We start from the raw sequence: 17721 nt of genomic DNA, 5'->3' as shown, positions 1-17721 counted from the left end.
GCATGCGAAACGCATGCATGCATGCGTTTCGCATGCGTCGTCACACTCGGCGCTCCAGGATCCGGCCCGGCCAGTGGGCGCCCTCCTCCCGGGGAACGGTGAAGGGCTGGGCGCGGGTGAAGCCCAGGGTCTCGTACTGCCGCACGAGGCGGCCGTCGTCGCCCGCGTAGCAGTCGACGCGCAGCAGCCGGATGCCGCGCCGTCGTGTCTCGGCGACGGCGTCCTCCACCAGGGCGGCGCCGATGCCGCTGCCGGACAGCGACCGGTCGGTGACCAGCAGCCGCAGGTACAGCTCGGGCTCGTCGACGGGCGGGGCGTAGTCGGGCTTCTCCTCGGCCAGCACGCACACGCCCACCAGCCGGCCGTCGGTCTCGGCGGCGCGCAGCAGGTACTCCTCGGCGTACCGGGTCACACGTTCCACCGCCGGGGGCCGGGAGGACCAGGGGCGGGTGCCCCACTGGCCGGTGCGGCCGCGTGCGGTCAGCCACGCGATGGCCCCGTCGAGCAGGGCGAGCGTCGCGGGCAGGTCCTCGGGTCCTCCGGTGCGGATCTCCATTCCCCAGTCCTACCCGGTGCGTGACGCAGCGTAAAACCTCTCGGAACCCCAGCGGCACCGACGTACCCTTGAACCCCAAGCCCAGTGGCATGTCGAACAGCAGAAGGCGGGATGAGCAGGCCGTCGAGCCTGGCCCATGACTCAGACACCGACAACGCAGCAACCGCAGACGAGCGCCCACTTCGTGGTACCGGCCAAGCACCCCATGGTGACCGTCCTGGGGTCGGGCGACTCGCTTCTGCGCGTGATAGAGCAGGCGTTCCCGGCCGTCGACATCCATGTACGAGGCAATGAGATCAGCGCGAGCGGCGAACCCGCGGACGTCGCGCTGGTCCAGCGCCTTTTCGACGAGATGATGCTGGTACTGCGCACAGGCCAGCCGATGACGGAGGACGCAGTGGAGCGGTCGATCGCCATGCTCCGCCAGGACAGCGGAAGCGACGGCCTGGAGGAGACCCCCTCCCAGGTGCTCACCCAGAACATCCTGTCCAGCCGGGGCCGCACCATCCGCCCCAAGACCCTGAACCAGAAGCGCTACGTCGACGCGATCGACAAGCACACGATCGTCTTCGGCATCGGCCCGGCGGGTACCGGCAAGACCTACTTGGCCATGGCCAAGGCGGTCCAGGCCCTGCAGTCCAAGCAGGTCAACCGGATCATTCTGACCCGTCCGGCCGTCGAGGCGGGCGAGCGGCTCGGCTTCCTGCCCGGCACGCTCTACGAGAAGATCGACCCGTACCTGCGCCCGCTGTACGACGCGCTGCACGACATGATCGACCCCGACTCGATCCCCCGCCTCATGGCGAGCGGCACGATCGAGGTCGCTCCTCTGGCGTACATGCGCGGCCGCACGCTCAACGACGCGTTCATCATCCTCGACGAGGCGCAGAACACCAGCGCCGAGCAGATGAAGATGTTCCTCACCCGGCTCGGCTTCGACTCCAAGATCGTCGTCACCGGAGACGTCACGCAGGTCGACCTCCCCGGTGGCACGAAGAGCGGGCTGCGCCAGGTCGTGGACATCCTCGAGGGCGTCGAGGACGTGCACTTCTCGCGTCTGACGAGCTCGGATGTCGTACGCCATAAGCTGGTCGGGCGCATCGTGGACGCCTACGAGCGCTACGACGACCTCAACGGCAACCGAAAGTAGCCACCGAAGCACTATGGCGATCGACGTCAACAACGAATCCGGCTGGGATTTCGACGAGGCGGCGGTGCTCGACATCAGCCGCTACGCCCTGCAGCACATGCGTATCCACCCGCTGTCCGAGCTCTCGGTCATCGCGGTCGACGCCGACGCCATGGCGCAGCTGCACATCCAGTGGATGGACGAACCGGGCCCCACCGACGTCATGTCCTTCCCGATGGACGAGCTGCGTCCCGGGAAGGACGACGAGGAGCCCCCGCAGGGCCTGCTCGGGGACATCGTGCTCTGCCCCGAGGTGGCCAAGAAGCAGGGCGACGCGGCCGTGACCAAGCACTCCATGGACGAGGAGCTGCAGCTGCTCACCGTCCACGGGGTGTTGCACCTGCTCGGTTACGACCACGAGGAGGCCGACGAGAAGGCCGAGATGTTCGGCCTGCAGAAGGCCATCCTCGACGGCTGGCGCGCCGAGCGCGGCATCCAGGGGCCGTCGCCGGCCCCGACGACCACCCACTGATCGCGATGGTGGTCTTCGCCGTCCTGCTGGTCGTCGTCGCCTGGCTGGCCGCCTGCGCCGAGGCCGGCATCGCCCGTACCTCCCGCTTCCGGGCGGAGGCCGCGGTGCGTGCCGGCCGGCGCGGCGCGGACAAACTGCTGGCGGTGTCCTCGGACCCGACCCGCTACCTCAACGTCGCCCTGCTGGTCCGGGTGGCCTGTGAGATGGCGGCGGCGGTGCTGGTCACCGTCGTGTGCGTCCGGCACTTCGAGCGGACCTGGCAGGCGGTCCTGGTGGCGGTCGCTGTCATGATCGTGGTCTCGTACGTCGCGGTGGGCGTCTCGCCCCGCACCATCGGCCGCCAGCACCCGCTGAACACCGCCACCGCGGCGGCGTACGTGCTGCTGCCGCTGGCCCGGGTCATGGGGCCGGTCCCGGCGCTGCTGATCCTCCTCGGCAACGCGCTCACCCCCGGCAAGGGCTTCCGCCAGGGCCCGTTCGCGTCCGAGGCGGAGCTGCGCGCGCTGGTGGACCTCGCCGAGAGCGAGTCCCTCATCGAGGACGAGGAGCGCCGCATGGTGCACTCCGTCTTCGAGCTGGGCGACACCCTGGTGCGCGAGGTCATGGTGCCGCGCACCGAGCTGATCGCCATCGAGCGCTACAAGACGATCCGCCAGGCCATGACCCTCGCCCTGCGCAGCGGTTTCTCGCGCATTCCGGTCACGGGCGAGAGCGAGGACGACATCGTCGGCATCGTCTACCTCAAGGACCTCGCCCGTCGGGTGCACATCAACCGGGACGCCGAGACCGACCCGGTCTCCTCGCTGATGCGCCCGGCCTTCTTCGTCCCCGACACCAAGAACGCCGGCGACCTGCTGCGCGAGATGCAGCGCGAGCGCAACCACGTCGCCGTCGTCATCGACGAGTACGGCGGAACGGCCGGCATCGTCACCATCGAGGACATCCTGGAGGAGATCGTCGGCGAGATCACCGACGAGTACGACCGCGAACTGCCGCCCGTCGTGGAGCTCGGCGCGGGCCGCTACCGTGTCACCTCCCGCCTCGACCTCGGCGACCTGGGCGAGCTCTACGGCGTGGACCTCGACGACGAGGACGTCGAGACGGTCGGCGGCCTGCTCGCCAAGACCCTCGGCCGGGTCCCCATCCCCGGCGCCTCGGCGGTCGTCGGGCTTCCCGAGACCGCCTCGGCCCCGGACGCCCCCACCGCGCTGCGGCTCACCGCCGAGGCCCCCTCGGGCCGCCGCAACCGCATTGGCGCGGTCCTCGTCGAGCCGGTCGCGGCCGTCACGGACGAGGATCCGGCGGGTCCGGAGCCGGACGGGGCGATGCACGGCGGGTAGGGCCGGTCAGCCCTCGTCGACGAGCGGGATGCCGGGGGCGAAGTGCTCCAGTGCGGCGGCGAGGCGCCGCCGGTCGAGCCGCCAGCCACTGATCTGGCGGGACGCCATGAGCAGGTCGAACGGCACGGGGACCAGGGCACCGGCGACGGCGCGCCCCACGGGCCCCTGTCCGGCGCCCGGCAGCGCCGGGGCGCCCTCGCGGCGGGCCAGCCCGATCCAGGGGACCCGCGCGCCGTGCGTGACGCCCTGCCGCCACAGCACCACGGCCGTGACGTCCTCCCACGGCACGTGCGCGGTGGTGGCCCGGTAGCGCAGGGGCGCCCCACCCAGGAGCACCCCCGTCGCGTCGACCCGCAGGGCCACTTTGCGGGTCAGCGAGTTCGAGGCGATCAGCAGACCGCCGCCGCCGAAGAAGACGGCTCCGAAGACCTGCATCGCCGCCGGTGTCCCGAGGCCCGGCGCCACCGCGAGCGCGGTGAACAGCACCGTGAGCGTCAGGATGCCGACGGTCTTGCGGTCGAAGCCGAAGCGTGCCTCGTAGATGGGTTCCTCTCCCTGCTTCATGCAGGGATCATGACAACGCCCCGTCCCCGGGGGAAGCCCCCGGGACGGCTACGCTGACCGCATGAGCGATGCGCTGCACCCGGAAGACCGCAAAATCATCACCCTGGCCCGCTCGACCCGTGCCCGCAACGGCGTTCCCGAGGGCGCGGCGGTCCGCGACGAGACGGGCCGCACCTATGTGGCGGGCACCGTCGCCCTGCAGTCGCTGTCGCTCAGCGCGCTGCAGACCGCGGTCGCCATGGCCGTGGCGAGCGGTGCCACGTCGCTGGAGGCGGCCGCCGTGGTGTCCGAGGCGGACGCGGTGGCGGAGGCGGACCGCGCGGCCGTGCGCGACCTGGGCGGCGCCGGCACCCCCGTGCTGCTGGCCGGACCCGACGGCGCCGTGCGGGCGACGGTCACCGCGGGCTGAGCCGCCCCGGCGCGGCCGCCCGCGGGAACGCCTCCACGAACTCCGCGACATCGGGGCGCCGGTCGGCCGAGCGCCACACCAGGGTCGAGTCCGCGGGCGTCAGGCCCCCGGGCCCCGTACGGGGCGGGCCACGACTTCGGGGCGCGAGCACCTCCGCGTCGCCTTCCGTGAGCGCGACGACGGCCTCACGGCCTCACCCCGGGCCGGATTTCCCGGCCTGGCCGCTGCGTCAGTACCAGCACGTCGTCCCCGTCCCCGGTGGCGCACATCGCGGGGAACCGCTCGGCCGCCCGTGGGGAACCGCACACCGACACCCTGGCCCGCATCACCGAGGCCCTGGAGCGCCCTCCGGCCCGCCGGCATCCGCGCCCTCCCGGAAGGGATCCGGGTCGGCAGGGGCGTGCCGGGCGTCCGGTACCAAGGACCCGCCGCCCCCGCCGACCAGGCATGGCGCGCGCCCGGCCGCCCCACTCCCCTCGCCTGCCCCGCGGGCGGTCGGAGGCGGCCGCGGGGTCCGCCCGGCGGGCCCGAGTCGAACGTTGTCCCGGCGGCCGAGACCCCCGGAGCCGTCGCGGGAGCGGTCCGGGCCGCCCCGTCCCGGTGAGCGAGCCCGGCCGCGCTGGGCGGCCGGTGCCGCGCGGGCGTCAGCCGGGCCCGGTGGATCAGGGACAATGGTCGCCATGAGCGTTCGCACCGAGACGACCCCCGCCCCCGCCCACCGGGCCGGCTTCGCCTGTTTCGTGGGCCGCCCCAACGCGGGCAAGTCCACCCTGACCAACGCTCTCGTCGGTACGAAGGTGGCCATCACCTCCAACCGTCCGCAGACCACCCGGCACACCGTGCGCGGCATCGTGCACCGCCCGGACGCGCAGCTCGTCCTCGTCGACACGCCCGGTCTGCACAAGCCGCGCACCCTGCTCGGCGAGCGGCTCAACGACGTCGTCCGCACCACCTGGGCCGAGGTGGACGTGATCGGCTTCTGCCTGCCCGCCGACCAGAAGCTCGGCCCCGGCGACCGCTACATCGCCAAGGAGCTGGCCGAGGTCCGCAAGACCCCCAAGGTGGCCATCGTCACCAAGACCGACCTGGTGGACTCCAAGCGGCTCGCCGAGCAGCTGGTCGCCGTCGACCAGCTCGGCGCCGAGCTGGGCATCGAGTGGGCGGAGATCATCCCCGTCTCCGCCGTCGGCGACAGGCAGGTCTCCCTCCTCGCCGACCTCATCGTCCCGCTGCTCCCCGAGGGCCCCGCCCTCTACCCGGAGGGCGACCTCACCGACGAGCCCGAGCAGGTCATGGTCGCCGAGCTCATCCGCGAGGCCGCGCTCGAGGGCGTACGGGACGAGCTGCCGCACTCCATCGCCGTCGTGGTGGAGGAGATGCTGCCGCGCGAGGGCCGCCCCGCGGAGAAGCCGCTGCTGGACGTGCACGCCAACATCTACATCGAGCGCCCCAGCCAGAAGGGCATCATCATCGGCCCCAAGGGCGCCCGCCTGAAGGAGGTCGGCACCAAGTCCCGCCGCCACATCGAGGCGCTGCTCGGAACGCCGGTCTTCCTCGACCTGCACGTGAAGGTCGCCAAGGACTGGCAGCGCGACCCCAAGCAGCTGCGCAAGCTGGGCTTCTGAGGCACCGCCCCGCCTCCCGGCTGACGGGCCCGCCGAGTACCATCACCCGGGACCGAACGGGCGGCGGAGGGGGCGCGTGTGGGGGACGGAGCGGGCGGCGGCAAGGTGCGGCGTCCCGTACCGCGACATCTGGGCGCCATGCACCTGAGCGGGACCGTCCTCCTGCTCACCTTCCTCGTGCCACCCCTGTGGATGGTGAACGCCGCCTACGCGACACCGCCGGACGATCCCACCGCGGACGCGCCCTTCATCCTCCTTGTCCCGGTGTCGGCGATGTGCCTGGCCCTGCATCTGGCCGTGCAGATCCCGGCCGGGCTGCTGGGGTCCTGGCTGGGCCGGAGCCGGAGGGCAGCGGCTGGATACGGATTCGCCCTCGCAACGGCCGGAGCGCTGAGTCTGCTACTCCTGTACGGGGTGGGCTGGCGGAGCAGCTCGGACGGTCTCCCGACGGTGTGGGCGGACTCCATGGTGCGCGCATCACTCGGTCTGGCCTGCTACATGTGGTTCGTGCGAACCCGGGCCGGATCCGCGCCGCGCCGACGGGACTGACCCCCGGCGGCCTGCGGCCGGCCCTACGCGCCCTCCTTCAGCACCAGCTGGACCAGTTCCCGTTGCTCCTCGGACAGCCGAGGGTCCGCGCAGTGCACCGTACGGCCGTCGATCGTGATCTCGTACCGGAAGCCGTCCGGTACGCCCTGCGGGGGCGAGGCCGGACCCGCGGCGAGGACGTCGCGGGCCAGGGCGTGCAGACGGAAGGCGTCGGGCCGGCCGGCGGTGTCCAGCACGGCCCGGCGCTCGATCCCCGCGAAACCGCCGGAGCGGATCACCTGTATGCGCATGGCGGACGCCTACCCCTGTACGGGCGGCCGCGCACCTTCCGGCGCCGGGGACTGGCGCGGCAGGTCGCTGCCGCCCACGGCGGCCGGGATGCCGACCTCCGACCAGGCCTTCACGACCGCCGCGTGCTCCTCGCCCTCGCCGAAGCGTGCGGCGGCCGCGCCGACCGTCGCCTGCGCGAACTCCGCGAAGGTCGCGCGCGGTGACAACTCCCCGCCGGTCAGCACGTCGTACCAGATCCGGCCGGCCCGCTCCCAGGCGTAGCCGCCCAGCGCGGTGGCGAGCAGCTGGAACGCCCGGTTGGGGATGCCGGAGTTGATGTGCACACCGCCGTTGTCCCGCGAGGTGCGGACGTAGGAGTCCATGTGGCCGGGCTGCGGGTCCTTGCCGAGGACGTCGTCGTCGTAGGCGGTGCCCGGGGCCTTCATGGAACGCAGCGCGACCCCCGTGACGCGCGGCGCGAGCAGGCCGGCGCCGATCAGCCAGTCCGCCCGGTCGGCGGTCTGGCCGAGCGCGTACTGCTTGATCAGGGAGCCGAAGACGTCGGACACCGACTCGTTGAGAGCGCCGGACTGGCCGAAGTAGTCGAGGTTCGCGGTGTACTGGGTCACGCCGTGGGTGAGTTCGTGGCCGATGACGTCGATGGGGAGCGTGAAGTCGAGGAAGAGCTCCCCGTCGCCGTCCCCGAAGACCATCTGCCCGCCGTTCCAGAACGCGTTGTTGTAGTCGCGGTCGTAGTGGACGGTGGCGTCCAGCGGAAGACCGGCGTCGTCGATGGAGTGGCGGCCGTACGCCGTCAGGAAGAGTTCGAAGGTCGCCCCGAGGCCGTCGTAGGCCCGGTTGACCGTCGCGTCGGCCGAGGCGGCGTCGCCCTCGTCGCGGACCTTCCGCCCGGGAAGGTCCGTTTGGTGCTCCGCGTCGCTGATCGTGCGGCGCGGCAGGTCGGACGGCTCCGCGCCGATCACCGGGAGGGCGCCGATGACGGTGGTCAGCCGGCGGCGGGTGCGCTCGGCGGCGTCGCGTTCCAGGGTGCGGCGGGCGGGCTCGGCGAGTGCGCGGTCTTCGTTGCGGGCGACCTCGTCGAGGACGTGCGGCGGCACGATCGTGCAGAAAACGGGTGTCTGCTCCATGCAGGGCAATGTGGCACGTTGCTCACGGTCTGTCACTAGCTGTGACCATGATCCACGAAAAGGGGGGAAGATGTGCGTTTTTCAGGTCATCGCGGGCGGTCTTGCATACTGAGAAGAACGCCGCAGCGGCTGCAGGGTCCCCGGGGGCTCGGTTATGGTCGACAGCATCATGCGTTTCGGGCTGCTTCTTCTTAGCTGCCGCGGCGAGGGCCTGTAGTCCAGGTCGACTCCCTCCCCGCGGGGTTTGGCGTTGCACCAGCGCCGGTCGGCCGCCTCCACAGCCGCAACCGAGGAGCACCCCCGCAGATGTCCACCCCGAACGCCGTCGGCCGCCCCACGCCCATCACCGCCGCGACCGTGCGCCAGCGGCCCACCGCGATGCCGGTCCACAAGTACAAGCCGTACGAGGCCGTGCGGATCCCGGACCGCACCTGGCCCGACCGGCGGATCACCAGGGCCCCCCGCTGGCTGTCGACCGACCTGCGGGACGGCAACCAGGCGCTGATCGACCCGATGTCACCGGCCCGCAAGCGCGCGATGTTCGACCTGCTGGTGAAGATGGGCTACAAGGAGATCGAGGTCGGCTTCCCGGCCTCGGGCGAGACCGACTTCGCCTTCGTGCGCTCCATCATCGAAGAGGGCGCGATCCCCGACGACGTCACCGTCTCCGTGCTGACCCAGGCCCGCGAGGAGCTGATCGAGCGGACCGTGGAGTCGCTGCGCGGCGCGGCGCGCGCGACCGTGCACCTGTACAACGCCACCGCCCCGACCTTCCGCCGGGTGGTCTTCCGCGGCTCCAAGGAGCAGATCCGGCAGATCGCCGTGGACGGCACGCGGCTGGTCATGGAGTACGCGGACAAGGTCCTGGGCGACGCGACCGTCTTCGGCTACCAGTACAGCCCGGAGATCTTCACCGACACCGAGCTGGACTTCGCGCTGGAGGTCTGCGAGTCGGTGATGGACGTCTGGCAGCCCGAGGACGGCCGCGAGATCATCCTGAACCTGCCGGCGACCGTGGAGCGCTCCACGCCCTCCACCCACGCGGACCGCTTCGAGTGGATGTCGCGGAACCTGAGCCGCCGCGAGTTCGTCTGCCTGTCCGCGCACCCGCACAACGACCGCGGCACGGCGGTGGCCGCCGCCGAGCTGGCCGTGATGGCCGGTGCCGACCGCGTCGAGGGCTGCCTGTTCGGCCAGGGCGAGCGCACCGGCAACGTGGACCTGGTCACCCTGGGCATGAACCTGTTCAGCCAGGGTGTGGACCCGATGGTCGACTTCTCGCAGATCGACGAGATCCGCCGCACCGCCGAGTACTGCAACCAGATGGAGGTCCACCCGCGCCACCCGTACGTGGGCGACCTGGTCTACACGTCCTTCTCCGGCTCCCACCAGGACGCCATCAAGAAGGGCTTCGACGCCATGGAGGCCGACGCGGCCGCCCAGGGGAAGACGGTCGACGAGATCGAGTGGGCGGTCCCGTACCTGCCGATCGACCCCAAGGACGTCGGCCGCTCCTACGAGGCCGTCATCCGCGTCAACTCGCAGTCCGGCAAGGGCGGCGTCGCGTACGTCCTGAAGAACGACCACAAGCTGGACCTGCCGCGCCGGATGCAGATCGAGTTCTCGAAGATCATCCAGGCGAAGACCGACGCCGAGGGCGGCGAGGTCACCCCGACGGAGATCTGGTCCATCTTCGAGGACGAGTACCTGCCCACCCCCGAGAACGCCTGGGGCCGCATCGCGCTGCGCTCGGCGCAGACCTCGACCAGCAGCGACGGCGCCGACACTTTGACCGTCGAGGCGGTCGTGGACGGGGCCGGTACGGTCCTGACCGGCACCGGCAACGGCCCGATCTCGGCGTTCTTCGACGCGCTGGCCTCGGTCGGGGTCGACGCCCGTCTGCTGGACTACACCGAGCACACCATGAGCGAGGGCGCCAGCGCCCAGGCCGCCTCCTACATCGAGTGCGCCATCGACGGCAAGGTCCTGTGGGGCATCGGCATCGACGCCAACACCACCCGCGCCTCGCTGAAGGCGGTCGTCTCCGCCGTCAATCGCGCGGCCCGCTAGTCACCGCGGACGGTGAACCGGCCATGGCGCCCACCCGGGCGCCGTGGCCGATTCTTGTATTCGGCCCTCTCGTGGTACTGACTGCGCGTCGCTCATGTGGCTAACATCACGTCATGACGGCGCCGTTGCCGGAGCGTTACCCACGCCTGCGGCGCGTAATGGGACGAACCGGTGTAATCAAGATGGCGGCCGGAGGGTGCGAAGTGCTCCAGATCAAGGGCTTGTGCATCTTGGGCGTGCGGACGGTCTGGCACACCGAAGGTGACGGGGAGTTCTTCTGCGCCGGCTGCGGCGGCGACCGCGGCTACCGGCGGCGCACCGGCACCCGGCGGCTGACCCTGCTGGGCCTGCCCCTCCTGCCGCGCGGCTCGGCCGGCACGGTCGTGGAGTGCGTGGTCTGCCGGGCGCGCCGCGGCCCCGAGGTCCTGGAGCAGCCCACCACCACCGTCTTCTCCGCCATGCTCCGCGACGCCGTCCACACCGTCGCCCTCGCCGTGCTCACCGCGGGCGGCGCCATGGGGCGCGGGGCACGCGAGGCCGCTGTCGGCGCGGTCCGCTCGGCCGGGTTCACCGACTGCACCGAGGACCAGCTGCTCGGCCTGCTCGCCGCGATCGTCGCCGACGAGGGCCGGTTCCCCGGCGCCTCCGACGCCCTGGACGCCGACGGGCTCGCGGACGCCTTCGACGGCTGCGGCAGCTGGCTGTCCATCGAGCTCCACGAGGCCCTGGAACCCCTCTCCCGGCACCTGGCCCCCCAGGGACGCGAGCACATCCTGCTCCAGGGCGCCCAGATCGCCCTCGCCGACGGCCCCTACCTGCCCGCCGAGCGCGAGGTCCTCGGCGCCGTCGGCCGCTGCCTCGGCCTCGTCGGCGAGGACACCGAGCGCATCCTGGAGGCCGCGGCCCGTACGCCGTCCTGACGGCCGTCCCCGCCCCGCCGGGCGTACTCCCCAGGGAGTAACGGGACCCGTCCCGCACCCCGGGCAGTAACGCGCGGCTCGCCCTGCGGCCTGACGAAACGCGGCTCCGCGGCCGGAAGTCTGGAAGCGACCAGACCACCGGCCCGGAGGGAGGCCCGAGATGGGGGCCACGAGCACGAAGAGCACGGCGGGCGCGCCGGCGCAGGCGCCGCCGCGCGGCGTACGGAAGGGACGGCGCGGAGCGCGGCTGGTGCCCTGGGGGGTGCTCGTCCTGTGGCTCGGGGTGCTCGCGCTCGCCGGGCCGATGGCGGGCAGGCTCGCCGGAGACCAGCAGAACCGCGCCGTCGACTACCTACCGGCGAGCGCCGGTTCGACGCAGGTGGCCGAGTTGCAGGACGCCCTGCCCGGCGGCGAGGCGACCGAGCTGTTCGTCGTCTACCACCGCGACGGCGGGCTGACCGCCGCCGACCGGGCCAGGGCCGCGGAGCAGGTCGCCGCTGTCGCGAGGGCGCACCGCCTCACCGGCGAGGGGCAGCCGCGGGGCGTCGCGTCGCGGGACGGCAGCACCCTGATGTACCCGGTCGCCAGCACCGAGCCGGGTCAGGACGACGCTGCCGCCGAGGCCTTCGTCGAGGACGTGCGCGCCACGGCGACCGGCGGCGACGGGCTGACCGTCGAGGTCGGCGGGCCCGGGGCGGTCGGCACCGACATGAAGGAGGTCTACTCCTCGCTGGACGGGCCGCTGCTGTACACCACGGTGGCCGTCGTCGCCGTCCTGCTGATCCTCATCTACCGCAGCCCGCTGCTGTGGCTGCTGCCGCTCGTCGTCGCGGGCGTCGCCGACGCCACGGCCATGGCCGCGGTCCACGGCCTCCACCGCGCCTTCGACATCACCGTCACCGGCCAGAGCCAGGGCGTGATGACCATCCTCGTCTTCGGCGCCGGTACCGACTACGCGCTGCTGCTCGTCTCCCGCTACCGCGAGGAACTCCGGCGCGTGCCACGCCCGTACGACGCCATGCGGGCCGCCCTGCGCGGCTGCGGGCCCGCGGTACTGGCCTCCTCCGCGACGGTGGCCGTGGGCCTGCTGTGCCTGCTCGCCGCCGACCTCAACAGCAGCCGGGGCATGGGCCCGATCGCCGCGGTCGGCGTGCTGTGCGCGCTGGTGGCCATGACGACGCTGCTGCCCGCGCTGCTGGTGCTGCTGGGCCGCCGGGTCTTCTGGCCGCTGGTCCCGGCGCACGGCAGCCAACCGCCCGTCCGGCGCGGACTATTGACCACCATGGGCCGCTCCGTCGCCCGCCGTCCGCTGGTCGTGCTCGTGGGCGGGTTGGTCCTGCTGGGCGCGCTGGCGGTCGGCGCGCTCAACCTGCCCGGCGGCCTCAAGAACGACGACGCCTTCACCAGCGCCCCCGAGTCGGTCGCGGCCATGCGCACCCTCGCCCGCGCGGACAGCGGCGGCGGTGCCCAGCCGATCACCGTCATGGCGCCCACCGGCCGGGCCGACGAGGTCGCGGCGGCCGCCCGGACCACCGAGGGCGTGGCCGCCGTGGAACGCGGCCGCAGCGGCGGCGGCTGGACCGAGCTGTCCGTCACCGCCCGGGCCGTGCCGGAGTCGGCGGCCGAGGCCGCCACCATCAAGGCGCTGCGCGCGGAACTGGACGGCCGCTACGGGACGTACGTCGGCGGCCCCGGCGCCCAGCAGCTCGACCTCGCGGACACCAGCGCGCGGGACCGCCTGTTCGTCGTGCCGCTCGTCCTGCTCTCGGTGCTGCTGGTCCTCGTCGCGCTGCTGCGCAGCCTCGTCGCGCCGCTGCTGCTCGTCGCGGCGGTGATCGCCGTGTGGGGGGCGTCGCTGGGCATCGGCGGACTGGTCTTCGGCCCGCTCTTCGGCTTCGCCGGCACGGACCCGGGGCTCCCGCTGCTCTCCTTCGTCTTCCTCGTCGCCCTCGGTGTCGACTACGGCATCTTCCTGATGCACCGGATGCGCGAGGAATCGCTCGCCGGCGCCGCGCCCGCCGCGGCGGCCCTCACCGCGCTGCGCACCACCGGAGGGGTCATCGCCTCCGCCGGGCTGGTGCTGGCGGCTACCTTCTCGGTGCTGCTCGCCATGCCCCTGGTGTCGCTGGTGGAGCTGGGCTTCGTCATCGCGGTCGGGGTGCTGCTGGACACCTTCCTGGTGCGGACCTGCCTCGTCACCTCGGCGAGCCTGACGCTGGGACGCCGGGTGTGGTGGCCGGGCCGGCTCTCCCGGGCGTGACCCCGTCCGGACGGCCCGGGCAGCACCCTGGGAGCCCGCCGACCCCGTAACGGAAGATGGAGCCGTGCCCAAGCAGCCACGCATCGTCCTCGCCTCCCACGGCGACGTCCTCCTCGCCGTCACCGTGCTCGCGGCGCAGTGCGCGCTCGCCGTGTTCTTCCCCGAGCGCAACGGGCACCGGCCGGACGCGCTGGGCTGGACGCTGCTCGTCGCCGGCGCGCTGGTGCTGACGGCGCGGCGGCGGGCGCCGATGGCCGTGATGATCGCGACCGTCCTGGCCGTCGGCCCCTACCACGCGCTGGACAACCTCCATGTGGCCGTCGTGCCGGCGAGCATGGTGGCCGTGTACTCGCTGGCCGTGGCCGGACCGCCGCTGCGGACCTTCCCGACGGTGGCGGCGGTCATCGGGATCATGGCGTCGGTGATGGCGGCCACCCCGGACCGGCACGCGGTCACCGACGTGCTCCGCAGCGGCGGCTGGGTCGTGGCGATGGCCCTGGTCGGCGAGGCGGTGCGGATCCACCGCAAGTACGTGGCCGCGATCGTCGAGCGCGCCGAGCGGGCGATCCGCACCCGCGAGGAGGAGGCGGCCCGCCGGGTCGCCGAGGAACGCCTGCGGATCGCCCGCGACCTGCACGACCTGCTGGCCCACAGCATCACCGTGATCGGTGTGCAGACCTCGGTCGCCGCGCACGTGCTGCTCGCCGACCCGGACCGGCTGGACCGCACGGCCGTCGCCGGGGCCCTGGACAACATCGCGCAGACCTGCCGTGACGCCCGCGTGGAACTGCGGGGCACCTTGCAGGTGCTGCGCGGCGGCGACGACGAACGCGGCCCGCTGCCGGGCCTGGCCGGCGTCGCCGACCTGGCCCGGTCGGCGGAGGCCGCCGGGGCACGGGTGGAACTGGCGGTCGCGCCCGGCGCCGCCGACGGGGTGCCCCCGGCCATCGGCGCGGCGGCGTACCGGATCGTGCAGGAGGCCCTGACCAACGCGGTACGGCACGCGGGCGGCGGCACCCGGGTCCGGGTCGGCCTCTGCCTGGACGCCGAGGCGGCGGCCCTGCGCATCGCCGTCACCGACGACGGTCCCTGCGCCGGGGCGGGAGCGGCGGCCTCGCCGCAGCAGGACGGCAAGTGGCGTCCCTGGCGGGCCATGGCGCCGGCCAGACCGGCGGCGGAGGAGCCCGCCCCGGCCGGCTACGGCCTCATCGGCATGCGCGAGCGGGCCCGCAGCGTCGGCGGCACCCTGACCGCCGGCCCCTCCGCGGAGGGCGGCTTCACCGTCGCGGCCGTCCTCCCGCTCGCAGGGAGCGGGGCGCTCGCGGGAGGCGCGGCGTGATCCGCGTCCTGCTCGCCGACGACCAGACCCTGGTCCGCGAGGCCTTCGCGATGCTCGTCGACTCCGCTCCCGACATGCGGGTCGTGGGGCAGGCGGCCACCGGGCGGGAGGCCATGGCGGCGGCCCGCGCCGGCCGCGCCGACGTGGTGCTCATGGACATCCGCATGCCGGACCTCGACGGCATCGAGGCCACCCGGCTCATCGCCGCCGACGACGGCCTGGCCGGGGTCCGGGTGCTGGTGCTCACCACGTACGACACCGACGACCACGTCGTCCCCGCGCTGCGCGCCGGGGCCAGCGGCTTCCTCGTCAAGGACACCCGCCCCGCCGACCTGCTCGACGCCATCCGCACGGTCGCAGCGGGCGAGGCGCTGCTGTCGCCGGGGCCGACGGCGCGGCTCATCGCCCGCGTGCTGCGCCTCCCGGAGGGCCCGCCACCGGGCGGACCAGCCCCGGAACGCCTCGCCGCGCTGTCCGAACGGGAGCGGCAGGTGCTCGCCCTCGTCGCGCGGGGCCTGAACAACACGGAGGTCGCCGAGGCGCTGGGCCTCAGCCCCCTGACCGCCAAGACGCACGTCAGCCGGATCATGGGCAAGCTCGGCGCCCGCGACCGCGCCCAGCTGGTGATCGCGGCCTACGAGTCGGGCCTGGTCGCGCCCGGCGGGACGGCGGGGCCCGGCGGGTGACCCCCCGGCCCGCGACCGCGGTGGCGACGGGCGGTGCAGGCGAGCGCGATCCACACCGTCGCGCTTTGGTGCCGGGCGTCCGCGGCCGTCGCCGGCGCCCTGTCCCGGGGCGCCGCCCCGGGGTCCGCTCGCGCCCCGCGCAGGGCCGGCACCCGGGCATCCGCCGCCGGCGGTCCGCGTAGCCGCACGGTATTTCCGGCTCGGTGCCGTCGGGGCTGGTCGCCGCGATGCGGTAGGTGACCGAGTCCGTCAGCCGACCGCCAGCACCAGGGCCAGGGCGACGAGCGCGGGCACGGTCTGCACGAAGAGGATGCGCCGGCTCGCGGTCGCGGCGCCGTACAGCCCGGCGACCGCCACGCAGGCCAGGAAGAACACCTTCGCCTGGAAGCCCACCGGGTCGCCCGCCACGGCGCCCCACACCAGCCCCGCGGCGAGGAAGCCGTTGTAGAGCCCCTGGTTGGCCGCGAGCGCCTTGCTCTCCTGCGCGAACTGCGCGGTGGTCCCGAAGGCGCCCCTGGCGCGGGGGGTGGTCCACAGGAACATCTCCAGGACCAGGATGCAGACGTGGAGGGCCGCTATGAGCAGCACGGCGACGGTCGCTGTGATCGACATGGGCCGTAGCGTACGACCCGGGCCGGTCCGGTCGTTCGGTACGGAAGAATGAACGCATGAGTCTGTTCCGCGACGACGGCATCGTGCTGCGCACCCAGAAGCTGGGCGAGGCGGACCGGATCATCACCCTGCTCACCCGCCGGCACGGCCGGGTGCGGGCGGTGGCCCGCGGCGTGCGGCGGACGAAGTCCAAGTTCGGGGCGCGGCTGGAGCCCTTCTCCCATGTGGACGTGCAGTTCTTCGCGCGCGGGGGAGAGCTGATCGGCCGCGGCCTGCCGCTGTGCACCCAGGGCGAGACGATCGCCCCCTACGGCAGCCGCATCGTCACCGACTACGCCCGCTACACCGCGGGCACGGCGATGCTGGAGACCGCCGAGCGCTTCACCGACCACGAGGGCGAACCAGCGGTGCAGCAGTACCTGCTGCTGGTCGGCGGCCTGCGCACGCTCGCCGGCGGTGAGCACGACCCGCGCCTGGTGCTCGACGCGTTCCTGCTGCGTTCGCTGGCGGTCAACGGCTACGCGCCCAGCTTCGATGACTGCGCGAAGTGCGGGATGCCCGGGCCGAATCGGTTCTTTTCGGTCGCCGCGGGAGGAGTCGTGTGCGGCGAGTGCCGCCCGCCCGGAAGCGTCGTACCCTCACTGGAGTCACTGGAACTCCTCGGCGCGTTGCTCGGAGGGGACTGGGAGACCGCCGACGCGTGCGAACCGCGCCACTGCCGGGAGGGCAGCGGACTGGTCGCCGCGTATCTGCAGTGGCACCTGGAGCGCGGCTTGCGCAGTCTGCGCTTCATCGAGAAGTAGCGGTACCCGGCGGGCCCGGCAGCACCAAGTCGTGAGGCACAGGAAGTGGAGAGCAAGGTCATGGCAGTACGCGGGATTCTGAGCCGTCCCCGGCGCGAGTACCGGGCTCCCGACCCGCACCCGTCCGGCGCGCAGCCCCCCAAGATCCCCGGTGAGCTCGTCCCCCGGCACGTGGCCATCGTGATGGACGGCAACGGCCGCTGGGCCAAGGAGCGCGGGCTGCCCCGCACCGAGGGGCACAAGGTCGGCGAGTCCGTCGTGCTGGACGTCCTCAAGGGCTGCCTGGAACTCGGGGTCAAGAACCTCTCCCTCTACGCGTTCTCGACCGAGAACTGGAAGCGCTCCCCCGACGAGGTCCGCTTCCTCATGAACTTCAACCGGGACGTCATCCACCGGCGTCGCGACGAGATGCACGAGATGGGCATCCGCGTCCGCTGGGCCGGGCGCATGCCCCGGCTGTGGAAGTCGGTCGTCCAGGAGCTCCAGGTCGCGGAGGAGATGACCCGCGACAACGACGCGATGACGCTGTACATGTGCGTCAACTACGGCGGCCGTGCCGAGATCGCCGACGCGGCGGCGCGACTGGGCGAGGACATAAAGGCGGGTCGCCTCGACCCCTCCAAGGTCACCGAGAAGACCCTCGCCAAGTACATGTACCACCCGGACATGCCGGACGTGGACCTGTTCGTCCGCCCTTCCGGCGAGCAGCGCACCTCCAACTTCCTGATCTGGCAGTCCGCCTACGCCGAGATGGTCTTCCAGGACGTCCTCTGGCCGGACTTCGACCGGCGCGACCTGTGGCGCGCGTGCCTGGAGTACGCCTCCCGCGACCGCCGCTTCGGCGGCGCGATCCCCAACGAGCAGCCGCCGCCGGCGACGGAGAGCGGTGTGGACACCGAGTAGTGGTCC

Annotated in this window: 18 protein-coding genes; 13 read left to right on the top strand and 5 right to left on the bottom strand. The window is 72.9% G+C overall.

The genetic code is table 11. From position 1 onward, the window contains the following. Window positions 1-40: 40 nt before the first annotated feature. Complete coding sequence (locus AC3EUJ_RS33070; protein WP_431967978.1) at window positions 41-556, bottom strand: GNAT family N-acetyltransferase; 516 nt, start codon at window positions 554-556, stop codon at window positions 41-43. 136 nt (window positions 557-692) lie between these two features. Here AC3EUJ_RS33070 and AC3EUJ_RS33065 point away from each other — a divergent pair, with 136 nt between their 5' ends. Genes AC3EUJ_RS33065 through AC3EUJ_RS33055 form a run of 3 tightly spaced genes read left to right on the top strand, consistent with a single transcriptional unit; the run spans window position 693 to window position 3557 of the window. Beyond that, window positions 693-1706 (top strand): PhoH family protein, encoded by a 1014-nt coding sequence (locus AC3EUJ_RS33065; RefSeq protein WP_431967976.1) that lies wholly within the window; start codon window positions 693-695, stop codon window positions 1704-1706. Window positions 1707-1719: 13 nt separating this feature from the next. Continuing rightward, window positions 1720-2217, top strand: coding sequence for an rRNA maturation RNase YbeY (ybeY, locus tag AC3EUJ_RS33060; RefSeq protein ID WP_431967974.1), 498 nt, complete (start codon window positions 1720-1722; stop codon window positions 2215-2217). Between the two features lie 5 nt (window positions 2218-2222). After that, the gene (locus tag AC3EUJ_RS33055; RefSeq protein WP_431967972.1) at window positions 2223-3557 is read left to right on the top strand and encodes a hemolysin family protein; all 1335 of its coding nucleotides are present in this window, start codon (window positions 2223-2225) and stop codon (window positions 3555-3557) included. A gap of 6 nt (window positions 3558-3563) precedes the next feature. Here AC3EUJ_RS33055 and AC3EUJ_RS33050 read toward each other — a convergent pair whose 3' ends face one another. Beyond that, window positions 3564-4121: a hypothetical protein gene (locus AC3EUJ_RS33050; RefSeq protein WP_431967970.1), complete on the bottom strand. Its 558-nt coding sequence runs from the start codon at window positions 4119-4121 to the stop codon at window positions 3564-3566. 61 nt (window positions 4122-4182) lie between these two features. Here AC3EUJ_RS33050 and AC3EUJ_RS33045 point away from each other — a divergent pair, with 61 nt between their 5' ends. The 3 genes from AC3EUJ_RS33045 to AC3EUJ_RS33035 all read left to right on the top strand — a co-directional run bounded on the left by AC3EUJ_RS33045 (window position 4183) and on the right by AC3EUJ_RS33035 (window position 6704). Beyond that, window positions 4183-4530, top strand: a complete 348-nt coding sequence (locus AC3EUJ_RS33045) for a cytidine deaminase (RefSeq protein WP_431967968.1) — start codon at window positions 4183-4185, stop codon at window positions 4528-4530. Between the two features lie 671 nt (window positions 4531-5201). Continuing rightward, window positions 5202-6155, top strand: coding sequence for a GTPase Era (era, locus tag AC3EUJ_RS33040; RefSeq protein WP_431967966.1), 954 nt, complete (start codon window positions 5202-5204; stop codon window positions 6153-6155). 78 nt (window positions 6156-6233) lie between these two features. Further along, window positions 6234-6704 (top strand): hypothetical protein, encoded by a 471-nt coding sequence (locus tag AC3EUJ_RS33035; protein ID WP_431967964.1) that lies wholly within the window; start codon window positions 6234-6236, stop codon window positions 6702-6704. Between the two features lie 23 nt (window positions 6705-6727). Here AC3EUJ_RS33035 and AC3EUJ_RS33030 read toward each other — a convergent pair whose 3' ends face one another. Together AC3EUJ_RS33030 and AC3EUJ_RS33025 are read right to left on the bottom strand one after the other, a co-directional pair. Further along, window positions 6728-6994 (bottom strand): protealysin inhibitor emfourin, encoded by a 267-nt coding sequence (locus tag AC3EUJ_RS33030; RefSeq protein ID WP_431967962.1) that lies wholly within the window; start codon window positions 6992-6994, stop codon window positions 6728-6730. A 9-nt stretch (window positions 6995-7003) separates the two neighbouring features. Further along, entirely contained in the window at window positions 7004-8122 is a 1119-nt protein-coding gene (locus tag AC3EUJ_RS33025; RefSeq protein WP_431967960.1) for a M4 family metallopeptidase, read from the bottom strand. A 306-nt stretch (window positions 8123-8428) separates the two neighbouring features. Here AC3EUJ_RS33025 and leuA point away from each other — a divergent pair, with 306 nt between their 5' ends. The 5 genes from leuA (at window position 8429) to AC3EUJ_RS33000 (ending at window position 15397) form a co-directional block, all read left to right on the top strand. Further along, the gene (leuA, locus tag AC3EUJ_RS33020; protein ID WP_431967958.1) at window positions 8429-10192 is read left to right on the top strand and encodes a 2-isopropylmalate synthase; all 1764 of its coding nucleotides are present in this window, start codon (window positions 8429-8431) and stop codon (window positions 10190-10192) included. 182 nt (window positions 10193-10374) lie between these two features. Then, window positions 10375-11112 (top strand): TerB family tellurite resistance protein, encoded by a 738-nt coding sequence (locus AC3EUJ_RS33015; RefSeq protein ID WP_431968010.1) that lies wholly within the window; start codon window positions 10375-10377, stop codon window positions 11110-11112. A 160-nt stretch (window positions 11113-11272) separates the two neighbouring features. Continuing rightward, entirely contained in the window at window positions 11273-13372 is a 2100-nt protein-coding gene (locus AC3EUJ_RS33010; RefSeq protein WP_431967956.1) for an MMPL family transporter, read from the top strand. A gap of 64 nt (window positions 13373-13436) precedes the next feature. Further along, a complete protein-coding gene (locus tag AC3EUJ_RS33005; protein WP_431967954.1) occupies window positions 13437-14711 on the top strand; it encodes a sensor histidine kinase in 1275 nt (424 codons plus the stop codon). Beyond that, window positions 14708-15397, top strand: a complete 690-nt coding sequence (locus tag AC3EUJ_RS33000) for a response regulator (protein WP_431967952.1) — start codon at window positions 14708-14710, stop codon at window positions 15395-15397. Before AC3EUJ_RS33005 ends, AC3EUJ_RS33000 begins: the two co-directional genes overlap by 4 nt. A 249-nt stretch (window positions 15398-15646) precedes the next feature. Here the strand turns inward: AC3EUJ_RS33000 and AC3EUJ_RS32995 are convergent, their stop codons facing one another. After that, window positions 15647-16009, bottom strand: coding sequence for a DUF1304 domain-containing protein (locus tag AC3EUJ_RS32995; RefSeq protein ID WP_431967950.1), 363 nt, complete (start codon window positions 16007-16009; stop codon window positions 15647-15649). Window positions 16010-16065: 56 nt separating this feature from the next. Here AC3EUJ_RS32995 and recO point away from each other — a divergent pair, with 56 nt between their 5' ends. Beyond that, window positions 16066-16812: a DNA repair protein RecO gene (recO, locus tag AC3EUJ_RS32990; protein ID WP_431967948.1), complete on the top strand. Its 747-nt coding sequence runs from the start codon at window positions 16066-16068 to the stop codon at window positions 16810-16812. 60 nt (window positions 16813-16872) lie between these two features. Further along, on the top strand, window positions 16873-17715 hold the full coding sequence (locus AC3EUJ_RS32985; RefSeq protein WP_431967946.1) for an isoprenyl transferase: 843 nt from the start codon (window positions 16873-16875) through the stop codon (window positions 17713-17715). Window positions 17716-17721 lie beyond the last annotated feature (6 nt).

The sequence above is a fragment of the Actinacidiphila sp. bgisy160 genome (genome assembly GCF_057707815.1).
Note: the sequence above shows the minus strand (reverse complement) of the source record. Positions and strands in the feature narration are given on the sequence as shown.